A 14258-nucleotide genomic window follows, 5' to 3' on the forward strand; every position below is an offset into this window, starting at 1 on the left:
TATTGGGTTTTTATCTTAACTATGAGGAATTGAAACTTATTTCGATTCCGAACGCTTCAGCGGTTCCGTTTGGGTTTTTATCTTAACTATGAGGAATTGAAACAGAATCTTCTTCCTTGGTAATCCTGCCTTGGTGAGGTTTTTATCTTAACTATGAGGAATTGAAACTCGGGCGCCGCGTCAGACGAATCTTGCCGAATGTCAAAGTTTTTATCTTAACTATGAGGAATTGAAACATATTTGATGTGTCGCCAATCAATCCTGTTGTGAGTACGTTTTTATCTTAACTATGAGGAATTGAAACATAATTTTCCTGCGACGGATGTTGTGACAGGGGATTCGTTTTTATCTTAACTATGAGGAATTGAAACTCTCAAATACCAGAAGAAATTAGCAAAAGAACAACGTTTTTATCTTAACTATGAGGAATTGAAACAAAAAATATGATTGTAAAGAGCCTTCAGACATTTTTAGGTTTTTATCTTAACTATGAGGAATTGAAACAACTCGCCTAGACGAGTTTTTATTTTCTTGTCTCTTCTGGTTTTTATCTTAACTATGAGGAATTGAAACTTTGAGCGGTATATCTACCGCTGAAGAATAAGCAGGAGCGTTTTTATCTTAACTATGAGGAATTGAAACATGTGTCGCCCTTTTGGATCGTGTAATAGACCGGTCCGTTTTTATCTTAACTATGAGGAATTGAAACAGCGAAAAAACTATCGGCAAATATCCAACAAAACGTTTTTATCTTAACTATGAGGAATTGAAACCGCTTGACTCAAGAAACAGTTCTTCGAAGCAAAACCGTTTTTATCTTAACTATGAGGAATTGAAACTGGAGTTTTGGCAGAACGAAAAAAATGTCAATACATTGTTTTTATCTTAACTATGAGGAATTGAAACTCTCGATTGCGGTCAATGCGGATCCGAAAGAGATACGGGTTTTTATCTTAACTATGAGGAATTGAAACCCGGATTCATGGACGGAGAGCCGATTCAAGTAGAGAAGGTTTTTATCTTAACTATGAGGAATTGAAACATGCTAAAAGATGACCGCTTTGTTAAAACAGGAAGGTTTTTATCTTAACTATGAGGAATTGAAACAATTGTGAGAACGCCACGAATTTCCACTTTTTCAACTGCGTTTTTATCTTAACTATGAGGAATTGAAACCGAAAACTCAATCCGGGTGTTGATGAACGGAAACTGTTTTTATCTTAACTATGAGGAATTGAAACTCGTGCAACCAAGTGGTTTGACTATGGATTCATTTGAAAGTTTTTATCTTAACTATGAGGAATTGAAACGCGAGAAATCCCCCCCAGTTCCGTTAAGATTCTGAGGTTTTTATCTTAACTATGAGGAATTGAAACCTCGCGACAAATCCAAAAATCCCATACACCGATGCTGGGTTTTTATCTTAACTATGAGGAATTGAAACTTTGAGGATTCGGCTTCACATACGGAGTTGTCGCCAGTTTTTATCTTAACTATGAGGAATTGAAACACACAAGAGGGATTAGCAAAAGCTCTAAATATAAAGGTTTTTATCTTAACTATGAGGAATTGAAACATTGAGCCAGCGTAATGACCGGGCAACTAAATTCTTGTTTTTATCTTAACTATGAGGAATTGAAACATGCAACGCTTTATTCTGATAATCTCAACTTAAAGTTTTTATCTTAACTATGAGGAATTGAAACCTTCCAACAGCAACCTTGGAATATTCAATCCTTTCAGTTTTTATCTTAACTATGAGGAATTGAAACCACTAGCAATGGCAGCCATATCGTCAACCGTAGCGTCGTTTTTATCTTAACTATGAGGAATTGAAATATTTCTTTTTGCAATTTTTCTATCTCTTCATTAATTATATTATAATGTTTTTATCTCAATCATAAGGAACTGAAACAACCAGCTTAAAGTTGCTGCATGAAGGGATACATAATAAGGATTCTGTTTGAAGACATCATTAGCGGAGAATTGCCGCCCCAATAACAAAAAGCCCCTCTCGTATGAGAAGGGCTTTATTTGTTTAATCGGTGGTGCTAGATAAAATCTGGAGCATATAAAAATAGCCCTTGCATGGGAGAAGACCCATGCAAGAGCACTTTCATTTTACAACAGATCAAACGAAAATTCAAAAACAATATGCGGCCATTCTATTTTTGTATCAACCCAATTGTCTTGTATCCAAACCCGCTTACAACGCAGAAATCGGCACTTGTTAAAACAAGAAGATGCGGTGATCATCGCCATCCATGTTCTTGGCAAAACTGCTTGGTTATATCTCTGAACGAACATGGCATCGTTTCGTGATCCGGGAACCTATTCGCACTAGATGGAATTTTATTGGCATATACCTTGGTAGTTCTTGGGCTAGTTGAGCGGTAAAGATCAACTAGCACCACGGGTACTTTTATCATTTACTTAATTTAATTACCGTACTAAAACACGAATCTTCATACCGTTATTGTAGATGAATGTTCGTTTTTTACATTCTTATCAACAATTGTTATTTCTAAATCTAAAGCTCGCGCAAGCTTAAGAAGAGTTGATAATTCTGGTACATCTTTTCCGTTTTCAATCCTAGATATTGTTTTTTGAGCCACTCCTGTCATTCTTGAAAGATCGCGTTGAGACAACTTTTTCCGATCACGTGCAGCCATTAATTTACCTACGATCTCCAACAGAAAGTACTCTTCTGGATCTTGTTGCATTAACTCTTTACGGAGATCGTCAAAAGATTTCATTTAAAAATTCCTCCTTTTCGGTAAATTTATAATCGATATAACACTTATCAGAGAGCATCAAAATATTCCATTTAAACCTTCCCCCTTTTTGGCAAATTTGCACTCAACATAGGAATCGTATTTAATTAGAATCTCTAGAGGTACCGCATTATTCTTACGACCGATAAATCGGTCGTGGACATCACTGTTTACGATTGAGATATTCTTCTTTTCGTTGTTCTGCACGCTTAATTTCAACACGTGGAGTTTTGTTTTGTTTTTTTGGAAATACGTTAGTAAAAACAATTGTGTCGCCTTCAAAATAGAAGAATAACACCCTATGGTCACTAATTCTAAGTTGCCAAATCCCATCCGTCCCAGTTAATTTCTTAATATCTTTATGTGAGACGACACCAGCATGAATAAGTTGCCCGTTTTCTTCTAAATAACTCATCATAATAATTGTTTTCCTGTAAGTTTCTTTATCATGCTTCTGTACTTCAAGAATCCAATCGTAAACAGGTTGACGCCCGCGACCATCGGCGTAGAATTCTAGTTTCATTTGTCGCGGCTCCTCTTCTACATATTATTTATTTCCTATTCAAAATGATAACATTCATGTTATCGGTTAAAACCATGATAACATGAATGTTATCACTGATCAAACAATAATGAAGATGTTGATGCTTTAATACTCCATTGTTTTTATAGAGAGAAATTCTCTAAAGCCTGATCCATCATATCATTACTAATACCGATATACCGCAAAGCAATCGAAGGTGCCGAATGTCCAAAAATCTGCTGCAACATCGCGACGTCCTTCGTCTGCTGGTAAATGGTATCCAAACGTTTTTCGCATCGTATGTGTCCCAATCGGTCCTTCTTTTTTATGGAATTCTTTACCCAAACATTTAGTATAGAACCGATAAAAAAACTCTCTTCCCCAGGCAGGAAAGAGAGTTTTAAACGTCCCAGGAGAGATTCGAACTCCCGACCGACGGCTTAGAAGGCCGCTGCTCTATCCAGCTGAGCTACTGGGACACAGTATTAAAATCATATTTGATTTTGCTGATACTTTCTCAGTTTCTACCTCCACCCCACTCTCAGTAAGCCAATTCAAGAAGCGGCTCGAGTGGTGTGCTGATGTTACTTCAATGATGCAAATTCGATCGTGCTCTATCCTGTCCCTTCCTCTTCCCGCTTATTCGAAGATGATGGATGCGTCGGGACAACTCGCAGCTCATTCATTGATGCGCTGCTCGTAGCTGAGCTACTGGGACATAAATATTAAAATTATATTCGGTTTTGCTACACTTTACTTTGTTTTTTCTGCCGTCCCGCACTCAGTAAGCTTATTCAAGATGCAGCTCGAGTGGTACGCTGTAGTTATTCCAAAGATGCTTACTCGAACGTGCTACTGGGACATGAAATATTTAATGGTGGGCCTAAGTGGACTTGAACCACCGACCTCACGCTTATCAGGCGTGCGCTCTAACCAGCTGAGCTATAGGCCCAAAGCCTTATATGGAGCGGGTGATGGGAATCGAACCCACGACATCAGCTTGGAAGGCTGAGGTTTTACCACTAAACTACACCCGCATTTTGTTACTCACTTTTCTATATTTATCTCCGCTACGCACCGTCATGCCTCTTCCTCTGCCAGCTGATTCGGAGATGATGGATGCGTCGAGGCAACTCGCCGCCTATTCATGGATGCATCGCTCGTGGCTGAGGTTTTACCACTAAACTACACCCGCATTTTGTTACTCACTCTTCTATATTTATCTCCGCTACGCACCGTCATGCCTCTTCCTCTGCCAGCTGATTCGGAGATGATGGATGCGTCGAGGCAACTCGCCGCTCATTCATGGAAGTGTCGCTCGCGGCTGAGGTTTACCGCTAAACTACTTCCGTATTTGATATTGATGGAGGCGGCACCCGGATTCGAACCGGGGGTAAAGGTTTTGCAGACCTCTGCCTTACCACTTGGCTATGCCGCCATGTCCTAAGCGGAAGACGGGACTCGAACCCGCGACCCCCACCTTGGCAAGGTGATGTTCTACCACTGAACTACTTCCGCACATGTTGGCTGGGGTAGCTGGATTCGAACCAGCGCATCACGGAGTCAAAGTCCGTTGCCTTACCACTTGGCTATACCCCATTGTAAGCACTCAGAAACAACTTCGCGAACCCACATCAGAGGACGATATTTACGAAAATAATTTGGTAACGGCACATCGCTGTTCTAAATGGGGCGACTAGTGGGAATCGAACCCACGCATGCCAGAGCCACAATCTGGTGCGTTAACCACTTCGCCATAGCCGCCATCATCTTTGGCAGGGGCAGTAGGAATCGAACCCACACCGGAGGTTTTGGAGACCTCTGTTCTACCATTAAACTATGCCCCTATCGCTTTTTTATGCTTATATTGTCAATATATTGCCAAATGGTGGAGGGGGACGGATTCGAACCGCCGAACCCAAAGGGAGCGGATTTACAGTCCGCCGCGTTTGGCCGCTTCGCTACCCCTCCAAATATTTTAAAAGCAAGCAAGAATTATTATATTCAAATATAGGATGTTGTCAATATATTTTACATACAAAAATTCAGCAAAAACGATTTGATCGAACGACAGCTTCCTCAATTTACCACGTTCTATTATGTTTGTCAATATATTTTTCGATTGTGACAGCCTACCAATAATATTATAGCGCGTTTTTTATTATTTACGTATAATTTTATCATAAACTTTCAACTTCATCGGCACATTACATCAATCATGAAAGGAGATGGCCTAAAGTGAAGCTGTCTTTTGTTGAATTATTGAACGCTTACCGCCAACTATGGTCCAATCGTTCTTTAGCAAACGCCCAAAACTTAAATGAGGAAAACAGCAAGCAACTATTGCTTGAAACGATTGAAAAAGAACTGCGCGATGAAATGACACATCCGCGCGTGCGGCAGTCGCCTGAAGTGAAATTTTACATCGCGCTGCAACGAATTATGCTCTCCTCGCTAAACGATCATGAAAAACTCGAGTTAATTAAGCTGCATCTTGAAGTCATGAATAAAATTAGTCATTATTGAGCTTTTTCTCACTGCACCGCAAAAGAGCCAAACACGGCTCTTTTTTTCGCATAAAACAGCGATATTCGCAAAAAATATGTAGCGAAATTATTCTTTTAGGGAGGAATTTTTGTGTCGTTCATTCCGTACGATCCATTCCGTCATTTCGATACGATAAGACGCGATTTTGATCGTTTCTTCTCAACGGACTTTCCTGCGTTATTTTCCCGCTTTAATGAACATATGAGCATGCCGCGCATCGATATGCACGAAACGGACCATGAGTACATTGTTTCTTGCGATTTGCCTGGTCTTGAGAAAAAAGAAGATGTAAACATTGATGTGAACAACAACGTGTTAACGATTAGCGGCACTATCGAGCGCAACAAAGATATAAAAGAAGAACAGCTCCATCGCCGCGAACGTTTTTTCGGGCGGTTCCAGCGTTCGATTACGCTGCCGGCCAACGCTTCTGCCGAGAATATAAAAGCATCGTATAAAAACGGCGTGCTTGAAATTCATATTCCAAAAACGGTTTCCCAACATAAAAAGCGCGTCGATATTGAGTTTCATTAATGAATAACAGAGCATAAAAAGAGGCTGTTTCATAAGGGTCTGAGCTTACACAACACAAACAGCCAACAGTATACAGTGTGTGTAAGTCCGACCCTTTGTTTTTAAGACAGCCTCTGTTTATTTACTGCTTTCTCGGACAATTAACTTAGTTGGAATCACGACCTTTTTGCAAATATCCCGGTTTGTTGAAAGCCGTTCTACAAGCAATTCCACGGCCGTTTCTCCCATAAATTCCGTATATACTTTTACAGTTGTTAGCGGCGGCTGTACAAACTTCGATGTCGCTATGTCATTAAATCCGACAATCGCCACTTCATCAGGCACTTTGATTCCCTCTTCGTGCAACGCTCTTAAAGCCCCGATTGCCATGGAGTCGCTTGCGACAAAAAAAGCGGATGGGAGTTTCTTTAACGTCAGCGCTTGCTTCATTAAGCGATAACCGTCTTCTGCGGTAAATTTTCCCGTAAATACATATTCTGAACGGTATAGCCCTTTTAAATATAAGTATTCATGAAAAGTTGTTTCCCTTTCATCCTTAATCAGCTGCTCTCCGTCCACATATTCGCGTCCGCCTATATAGCCAATTTCTTTATGGCCGCTGTGAATGAGATAATCCAAAACTTCAATCATGGCCTTCCGGAAATCAATCACAACCGAATCAAAGCGATGCTCATCCGGAGAAGAGTCAACAAAGACAATGTTTTCTGTACATGATGTAAACACTTGAATATCGTTTGTTCCGAATTTTCCAACAGCGATGATTCCATCAAGCCCTGTTAACCACTCTGATTGGTATGAACCATCTTGTTTAAACAGTTTTACGAGTTCAATTTGACGTTGAAAACATTCTTTTTCTACACCTAGACGAATCGCCATGTAGTACGGGTCACCCAGTTCCTGCAGCTCTGAATACCAATGGACAAGCCCGAATCGCAGCCGCTCTTTAGCTGCCTGCTGGCTGCGTTCACGCAATGTTTTGTAATTTAACTCTTGGGCAATCTCAAAAATACGTTTTCTCGTTTCATCAGAGACAGACAGCGTTGTGTCATAGTTGAGCACACGCGAAACCGTCGCAAGCGACACTCCCGCTTTTTCAGCTATCTCTTTTAAAGTCGCCATTTGCTAACATCCTTTCTGACCGCTCCCCAATCCCGTTTGCCATCTTTCATAAACGGCTGAATTTTTTATTCATTCCACTTTGATAATTTTACTTTCGTATGGCAAAAGCTCTATATCTGCAAATTTTTTTCTTTCTGACGTATGATTCAGTAAAAATAAATACTCTTTGTCACCACATGTTCGTTTATAAACTTCCAAGCCATCATCACTTTCAACGTACCAAATTTGTTTTAACTCGACAACTTCTTTGGCCATTTCGGAGATTAATTCTTCATCGACACCGCCGCCAATATAATAAACAGTGCCTTTGCCGTAATGGTTTTTCGTTACAGCAGCTAACGGGAAAAACGGATCTTCATATCGGTAAAGAACTTCAGCCGTAGTCGGAGTAATAAGATCCCGCCATACCGTACAATTGAATCGTTTTCCTGCATACTTTCCTTCGCCGATAATCGGAACGGATTGCGACACAGATAACGACTCAACTTCATGAATTTCAATTCCCGCTATCTCTTTCACATATCCTGGTAATACTTGTTTAAAATGAATGTTATTATTTTTGTCCTTTAGACCGGTACGGAAAGTGAAGATGAGCACACCGCCATTTTCAACAAATTCCGTAAAACGCCGGCCAAGCTCTTGATCGATAATTTGCAACGCCGGAACAAGCAGTACTTTATATTTTGCAAAATCTCTGTTAACCGGAATGACATCGATATGTGCATTTAATTTATAAAACGGTGTATATAACCGCAGCAGCTCATTCGTAAAATCAAATCCTTCACTTTGCTGCTGGAATCTCCAGGACCAAATATTATCGTAGTCATACAAAACAGCGATATCTGCCTTAATTTCTGATTGAAGCACATCTTCATATTGGACAATATCGGAAAAAACATTTTGAACTTCCTTATATTTCCGTCCCCGGCGATTGCTGTGATCAACAATTCCGTAACAAAACTGCTCTGCCCCTTTGTTCATCCCGCGCCAACGGAAATAAAGCATATTCGTACAACCGTGGGCAAATGCTTGATATGACCACATTTTCGCTTGATTAGGACGAGGCAAATACCCAATCACATTATGGCCTTGGGCGCCCATTAATTCTTCGACAATCCAGTAGTTTTTGCCGAGCAGTCCCCGGTTGAAATCATGGGTCATCGCGATCGCTGCCGGCGGGATTGGTTCAGCTAAACCGCCCCATACAGGATAGTTATCATAGGAAACAAAGTCGAGCCATCTCACATTTTCCTCATGGTCAAACCATTTATTAAAAAAGCCGCCGGATACGTTCGTTGTTACAAGCTGATGTTCACCTTTATATTGACGGACAATACGGATCATCTCATGAGCATAACTATTGACAGAATACGAACGAAAACGGGCCCAATCAAGCTGTAAAGACGGGTTATGTGTTGTGATCGTCTTTTTTGGAATTGGAATTTCCGTAAAATCGTTATATGTTTGTCCCCAGAAAATCGTGCCGTATGCTTCATTTAATTTGTCAATCGTCTTGTATTTGTCTTGCAAAAAACGCTGAAAGGCTTCGTGACATTGTTCACAGTAACACATGTCGCTTCCTTCATGACCAAATTCGTTATCAATTTGCCATGCGACAATGGCCTTCTCATCTCGATAATGCTCAACAAGTTTTTTTGTAATACGCGCGCTATACTCACGATATGTCTTTGAATTAAAACAATATTGCCGCCGTCCGCCAAAAACGCGGGTATTCCCATTTTCGTCCTTCGATAAAATATCCGGATGTTTTTTGGCAAGCCACGCCGGAAAAGTCGCAGTCGGCGTTCCAAACATAACGGACAAACCGTATTCTTTTAGTTTACTAATGACATGGTCGAAGAAAGAAAAGTCAAATTCCCCTTCTTTTGGTTCCATTAAATGCCACGCAAATTCACCGATTCGGACAATATTCGCTCCCAATTCTTTAATTCCTTGTATATCTTCTTCAAGCATTTCTTTTGGCCAATGTTCTGGATAATAGTCTACTCCTACATACATCAGTTATTCCCTCCTATTTCCATTTGAAACCACCATGTAAATGAACAATAAGGTTGAATCGAACCAACTTTGCGGATGGCATGGGCAACATATAAATTGTCATATACACCTGTACACGGCTCCAGCGCTAAGTTATAATCGCCGCGGTAGCCGCCTTGCGTTTTCCAAATGCCTAAATACGGAATTTTATCAACTGGATAATGATAAGTAAGCGAACGCTTTATGTCTTCCTGCACAATGCCGCATCTTCCTTCTTTTATAGGCTCGATAAAATAAAATTTTTCGCAATTGTTTGCACAAGCCGGTTCCATTTTTGATAAATCGAGCGGCTGACCTGTTTTTTGCGAGATAGTAATTGGATAGTTATGGATCGTTCCCCATTCTCCAAGATGCTCTGTGCTGTGTTCGACTGTCATCACTTTCGTTAAATAACGCGGAACAATTATTTTGGTAAATTCATTGCACCGCAATAAGGCGTGCGGTGTCCATATAAAATAAAATGGTTCATCACTATGATTCGTTGCTTCATAGGCAAAACATAAGCGGTTTTTCTCAAGCCGCACCTGCTTTTTCAACGTATAAGGAAAAACAGGACTTTTCACTGAAAAAATGACGGTTTCTCCTTCGATTTTATGAGACCATGGAAGTGCCCAAACTTCGCCGTGGTCAGGTATCGGTTTTCCGCTAACCGGGTCGACACATGCATCAATCGTTGGAAACACCTCATCAAATCCGCTTGAATCATAATGAGAAAACGATGCACCGTAAGGCGGAAGAGAAAGAACATCATCTTTTGCTTGAAATAGCCATTCCCAATTTGCTTGTTTATCGTAAAAAGAGGCAAGTTTGCTGCCGTACACCGGAAGAAAGGTAGCTTTCATATATTCGTTTTCTAAAATAATACTGTCGAGACCTTTAAATGTTCCTTCTTTAATCATGGCGACTCTCCTGCACTTTCTTTAAAAATCGCTGAAAAGCTACTTTTCCTTCTCTTGTTCTTTTGAATACTCCGGCATGTTCAAGCACTTTTTCAAATCGTTTCCCCGTTTCATGCCGGAGAATTTCGTGCACGTTGTCATAAGTAATCGAACGGTACTTATGGGAAAGTTCTTCGTACCAATCCCAATGTTTTAGCATTGATTCTTCCCACTCGTTGCGGTTCGTTCGCTGAATCAAATAATCCGCCAACTTGTTTAATTCAGCGGCTAATCTCCCCGGCAGTACCGCAAGCCCCATCACTTCAATGAGACCGATATTTTCTTTTTTAATATGGTGCAGCTCTTCGTGTGGATGAAAAATGCCGTACGGATACTGAGCGGAGGTACGGTTATTCCTTAGAACGATGTCCATTTCATACAAACCGCTGCGGCGTCTGGCAATTGGCGTAACGGTATTGTGCGGTATATCCCCACTGAAAGCATAAATATCGGCTGATGGGTCGCTATATTGTTTCCATGTTCGATAAATAAGATCGGCAGCATTCAATACTTCTTCTTTCGTTCCGCGCACACGAATGACTGACATCGGCCAACGAACAATGCCTACTGTCAGCGATGGATACAACGGAAGGTTGATTTTCTCTTCTATTTCTGCCTTTTCAATCGCGAACGTATATTTGCCGCCTTGATAATGGTCATGTGACAAAATGGAACCGCCGACAATCGGCAAATCGGCATTAGAGCCGATAAAGTAATGCGGAAATTGCTCGATAAACTCCAGCAAGCGCACAAATGTTTCTCTTCCCATTTTCATCGGAACGTGCTCGCGGCTGAAAACGATGCAATGCTCATTGTAATAAACATATGGAGAATATTGAAAACACCATTGCTCTCCGGCAAGAGTCAGCGGAATGACACGATGATTTGAACGGGCCGGATGGCGAAGCGTGCCTTCGTATCCTTCGTTTTCTGCACAAAGTAAGCAGGCTGGGTAGCTGGATGCCGGCAAATCTCTTAATCTCGCAATTTCTTTCGGATCCTTTTCCGGCTTTGCTAGATTGATCGTCATGTCAAATTCTCCATATGCTGTTTCGGCTTTCCATATTTTATTTTTCGCAAGACGATTGCTGCGGATATAGTTGGAAGCAATATTGAATGAATAGAACCAATCGGTTGCTTTCTCAGGATGCTCATGATATCTTTGATAAAATTCACGAATGATTTCGGACGGCCGCGCCATTAAACAATTCATAATATTGGCGTCTAAAATATCCCTTTCCGTCACCGTGTTTGTCTCCAACCGTCCATGTTCATATGCCCAGTCTAATATATTTTCGAGAATCGAATCACAAGATGCGCCAATCTCATCCGCTTTTATTTCTACACTTTTCCATTCTTCCAGCTTTAAAGTAGCTAAAATCCGGTTTCTTGCATAAATCGCATCTTCGGGATGAAGCAAGCCTTGCTTGATTCCATATTGAATAAGCTTTTCAATCTCTTCGTAAATATGGATCATATTAAGCACCCCGATATCCGTTTGGTTTTGCTTGATGCCACTGCCATGCCGATGCAACAATCTCATCAATATTGGTGTACTTCGGTTCCCATCCGAGTTCCCGCTTTGCTTTTTCCGAAGAAGCGACTAACCGCGCTGGATCGCCCGCACGTCTTGGCACGACCCGAGCCGGGATGTCATGACCTGTCACACGGCGGGCGGCTTCGATGACTTCTTTCACGCTAAAACCATTACCATTGCCAAGATTATAGATGCTGCTTTCTGCTCCACTTCGCAGCTTTTCTACCGCCAAAATATGCGCATCAACTAAATCAACAACGTGAATGTAGTCACGTATGCATGTTCCATCAGGCGTATCATAATCGTCTCCAAAAATATGAATCTCGTCTCTTTGGCCCAGCGCCACTTTTAAAACGAGAGGGATTAAGTGTGTTTCCGGGTTGTGATCTTCTCCGATTATCATTCCGTATGCTCCGGCTACATTGAAATATCGCAATGAAATATAACGAATTCCATGGGAACGGCTTACCCATTTCATCATTTTTTCCATCGCCAATTTCGTTTCACCGTACGTACTGGTCGGGACGGTCGGGTCTGTTTCAACGATCGGAATTTGCTTTGGCTCGCCGTATACAGCTGCTGTTGATGAAAAGACAATTTGCTTTACAGCGAATTCGTTCATCACCTCAAGAAGAACTTGTGTGCCATAAACGTTGTTATCGTAATATTTAAGCGGTTCCTGCATGCTTTCTCCTACTAGTGAATTCGCGGCAAAATGAACAACGGTTTCAATGTCATGTTTTCGGAACACGTTTCGTAAAAATTCACGATCGCGAATATCTCCTTTGTAAAAATGCGCTTGAGGATGAACCGCTTTAATGTGGCCTGTTTGCAGGTTGTCGACAACAACGACTTGTTCTCCCTTTTCAATTAAACGGTACACTGCATGGCTTCCAATATATCCGGCACCACCGCATACGAGAATCATACAACCGTCTCCTTTTCCTCTAAAATTTCTCCTGCCCCGTCGCCAATCTTCACAACATAAAAACTCGCTTCGTAGCCCACTTTATTCACATATTCTTTTCCTACTTCATCGATAAATGAGTCGATATATTCATTTCGGACAATATTCACCGTGCAGCCGCCGAAACCGGCGCCTGTCATTCGCGCTCCAATTGTCCCTTTATGCTTCCATGCCGCCTCCACAAGTGTATCTAACTCTATTCCTGTTACTTCATAGTCATCGCGCAAAGAAAGATGCGACTCTTTCATTAGTTCACCAAACTGCTGTAAATCGCCTCTTTCCAAAATCGACACCGCTTGTTTTGTGCGTTCATTTTCTGAGACAACATGGCGCACACGCTTCTGTTCCATAGGAGAAAGAAGCGTTTTATACTGTTCAAACTGCTCATTCGTTAAGTCACATAAAGAGTCAATGTCAACATGCTGTTTTAGCTTAAAAAGAGCTGCTTCACACGTTGCCCGGCGCTCATTGTAGGCTGAGTCAGCTAAGCCGCGTTTTTTGTTCGTATTCGCAATCACAATCGAGCAATCCATCATGTCAACAGGTAAATGACGATATTCAAGCGTTTGGCAGTTTAATAAAATCGCATGTCCTTTTTTTCCAAACCCTACTGCAAACTGGTCCATAATCCCGCAGTTCACACCGATATATTCATTTTCAACTTTTTGGCTCAATTTCACGAGCTCCATCATATCAAGCTTTGCATCGAACAGTTCATTCATCAATACAGCCGTTACCAACTCAATCGATGCGGATGATGATAGCCCGGCACCGTTTGGAATATTGCCGTAATACATAATTTCTAAGCCTCTGTTTATCGGCTGCATATGCTGCACGGCCGCTATAATCCCTTTTGGATAATTCGCCCAACCGTGTTGTTCATGAAATGATAAATCTTTATAATCAACCGTAATCATGCCCGCTTCAGGGAAATTTTTGGAATATAAACGAATAGACGAGTCAGCCGTTTGCCGGACAAGCGCATATGTCCCAATATGCAGCGCACACGGCAATACATGCCCGCCGTTATAATCTGTATGTTCGCCGATTAAATTGACACGCCCCGGCGCAAAAAAGATGCGAATCTCTTCCTCTTTTCCGCCGAATAACTGAAGAAAGTCTCTCTTTAAATGTTTCATTATTATAGTCCTCCTACCTTTACTGCCGCAAACTTCCGCAACGTAGCAGAAACATACCTACTTTTGTTTCCATATAAAAAGCTGAAACCTCTATCTGGACTTACATCTAAATGAATGATAAA

Annotated in this window: 10 protein-coding genes, 9 tRNA genes, 2 pseudogenes and 1 CRISPR repeat array (1 of these 22 cut by a window edge); of the genes and pseudogenes, 3 read left to right on the forward strand and 18 right to left on the reverse strand. The window is 41.2% G+C overall.

The window, feature by feature from the left end; genetic code table 11:
• A CRISPR array of direct repeats spans positions 1-1915; the repeat unit is 30 nt; unit sequence GTTTTTATCTTAACTATGAGGAATTGAAAC (it extends 587 nt beyond the left edge of the window).
• A 187-nt stretch (positions 1916-2102) separates the two neighbouring features.
• Positions 2103-2321: pseudogene (locus B0I26_RS02725) on the forward strand (IS982 family transposase); the annotation flags it as partial.
• A gap of 144 nt (positions 2322-2465) precedes the next feature.
• Here B0I26_RS02725 and B0I26_RS02730 read toward each other — a convergent pair.
• The 12 genes and pseudogenes from B0I26_RS02730 to B0I26_RS02785 form a co-directional block, all read right to left on the reverse strand.
• On the reverse strand, positions 2466-2756 hold the full coding sequence (locus tag B0I26_RS02730; RefSeq protein WP_111643947.1) for a helix-turn-helix domain-containing protein: 291 nt from the start codon (positions 2754-2756) through the stop codon (positions 2466-2468).
• Between the two features lie 181 nt (positions 2757-2937).
• On the reverse strand, positions 2938-3297 hold the full coding sequence (locus tag B0I26_RS02735) for a type II toxin-antitoxin system RelE/ParE family toxin (protein ID WP_111643948.1): 360 nt from the start codon (positions 3295-3297) through the stop codon (positions 2938-2940).
• 143 nt (positions 3298-3440) lie between these two features.
• Positions 3441-3609 (reverse strand): annotated as a pseudogene (locus tag B0I26_RS02740) (site-specific integrase); the annotation flags it as partial.
• 93 nt (positions 3610-3702) lie between these two features.
• Positions 3703-3776: transfer RNA gene (locus tag B0I26_RS02745), tRNA-Arg, on the reverse strand.
• Between the two features lie 396 nt (positions 3777-4172).
• Positions 4173-4249: transfer RNA gene (locus B0I26_RS02750), tRNA-Ile, on the reverse strand.
• An 11-nt stretch (positions 4250-4260) separates the two neighbouring features.
• A tRNA-Gly gene (locus B0I26_RS02755) sits at positions 4261-4334 on the reverse strand.
• Positions 4335-4661: 327 nt separating this feature from the next.
• Positions 4662-4735 (reverse strand) — tRNA-Cys (locus B0I26_RS02760).
• Positions 4736-4743: 8 nt separating this feature from the next.
• Positions 4744-4815 (reverse strand) — tRNA-Gly (locus B0I26_RS02765).
• 6 nt (positions 4816-4821) lie between these two features.
• A tRNA-Gln gene (locus B0I26_RS02770) sits at positions 4822-4896 on the reverse strand.
• Between the two features lie 89 nt (positions 4897-4985).
• Positions 4986-5061, reverse strand: a tRNA-His gene (locus B0I26_RS02775).
• A gap of 9 nt (positions 5062-5070) precedes the next feature.
• A tRNA-Trp gene (locus tag B0I26_RS02780) sits at positions 5071-5144 on the reverse strand.
• Positions 5145-5183: 39 nt separating this feature from the next.
• A tRNA-Tyr gene (locus B0I26_RS02785) sits at positions 5184-5268 on the reverse strand.
• Positions 5269-5535: 267 nt separating this feature from the next.
• Here B0I26_RS02785 and B0I26_RS02790 point away from each other — a divergent pair.
• Entirely contained in the window at positions 5536-5823 is a 288-nt protein-coding gene (locus B0I26_RS02790) for a hypothetical protein (RefSeq protein ID WP_111643949.1), read from the forward strand.
• Positions 5824-5934: 111 nt separating this feature from the next.
• The gene (locus B0I26_RS02795; protein WP_111643950.1) at positions 5935-6378 is read left to right on the forward strand and encodes an Hsp20/alpha crystallin family protein; all 444 of its coding nucleotides are present in this window, start codon (positions 5935-5937) and stop codon (positions 6376-6378) included.
• 117 nt (positions 6379-6495) lie between these two features.
• Here the strand turns inward: B0I26_RS02795 and B0I26_RS02800 are convergent, their stop codons facing one another.
• From B0I26_RS02800 to B0I26_RS02825, 6 genes are all read right to left on the reverse strand, one after another.
• Entirely contained in the window at positions 6496-7497 is a 1002-nt protein-coding gene (locus B0I26_RS02800) for a LacI family DNA-binding transcriptional regulator (protein ID WP_111643951.1), read from the reverse strand.
• A 69-nt stretch (positions 7498-7566) separates the two neighbouring features.
• On the reverse strand, positions 7567-9516 hold the full coding sequence (locus tag B0I26_RS02805) for a beta-galactosidase (RefSeq protein WP_111643952.1): 1950 nt from the start codon (positions 9514-9516) through the stop codon (positions 7567-7569).
• Complete coding sequence (locus tag B0I26_RS02810; RefSeq protein ID WP_111643953.1) at positions 9516-10454, reverse strand: aldose epimerase family protein; 939 nt, start codon at positions 10452-10454, stop codon at positions 9516-9518. Before B0I26_RS02810 ends, B0I26_RS02805 begins: the two co-directional genes overlap by 1 nt.
• Positions 10447-11970 (reverse strand): UDP-glucose--hexose-1-phosphate uridylyltransferase, encoded by a 1524-nt coding sequence (gene galT, locus B0I26_RS02815; RefSeq protein ID WP_111643954.1) that lies wholly within the window; start codon positions 11968-11970, stop codon positions 10447-10449. The genes B0I26_RS02810 and galT overlap by 8 nt, the downstream gene beginning before the upstream one ends.
• A 1-nt stretch (position 11971) precedes the next feature.
• On the reverse strand, positions 11972-12958 hold the full coding sequence (gene galE, locus B0I26_RS02820) for a UDP-glucose 4-epimerase GalE (protein ID WP_111643955.1): 987 nt from the start codon (positions 12956-12958) through the stop codon (positions 11972-11974).
• Positions 12955-14136, reverse strand: coding sequence for a galactokinase (locus tag B0I26_RS02825; RefSeq protein WP_409991403.1), 1182 nt, complete (start codon positions 14134-14136; stop codon positions 12955-12957). Before B0I26_RS02825 ends, galE begins: the two co-directional genes overlap by 4 nt.
• Positions 14137-14258: the final 122 nt, after the last annotated feature.

The sequence above is a fragment of the Paranoxybacillus vitaminiphilus genome, assembly GCF_003259935.1.
Classification (GTDB): Bacteria; Bacillota; Bacilli; order Bacillales; family Anoxybacillaceae; genus Paranoxybacillus; species Paranoxybacillus vitaminiphilus.

Excerpts from the sequence above, each read along its gene's own strand:
- B0I26_RS02730 (WP_111643947.1), bottom strand. The coding sequence starts at position 2,756 with ATGAAATCTTTTGACGATCTCCGTAAAGAGTTAATGCAACAAGATCCA.
- B0I26_RS02735 (WP_111643948.1), bottom strand. The coding sequence starts at position 3,297 with ATGAAACTAGAATTCTACGCCGATGGTCGCGGGCGTCAACCTGTTTAC.
- B0I26_RS02800 (WP_111643951.1), bottom strand. The coding sequence starts at position 7,497 with ATGGCGACTTTAAAAGAGATAGCTGAAAAAGCGGGAGTGTCGCTTGCG.
- B0I26_RS02805 (WP_111643952.1), bottom strand. The coding sequence starts at position 9,516 with ATGTATGTAGGAGTAGACTATTATCCAGAACATTGGCCAAAAGAAATG.
- B0I26_RS02810 (WP_111643953.1), bottom strand. The coding sequence starts at position 10,454 with ATGATTAAAGAAGGAACATTTAAAGGTCTCGACAGTATTATTTTAGAA.
- galT (WP_111643954.1), bottom strand. The coding sequence starts at position 11,970 with ATGATCCATATTTACGAAGAGATTGAAAAGCTTATTCAATATGGAATC.
- galE (WP_111643955.1), bottom strand. The coding sequence starts at position 12,958 with ATGATTCTCGTATGCGGTGGTGCCGGATATATTGGAAGCCATGCAGTG.
- B0I26_RS02825 (WP_409991403.1), bottom strand. The coding sequence starts at position 14,136 with ATGAAACATTTAAAGAGAGACTTTCTTCAGTTATTCGGCGGAAAAGAG.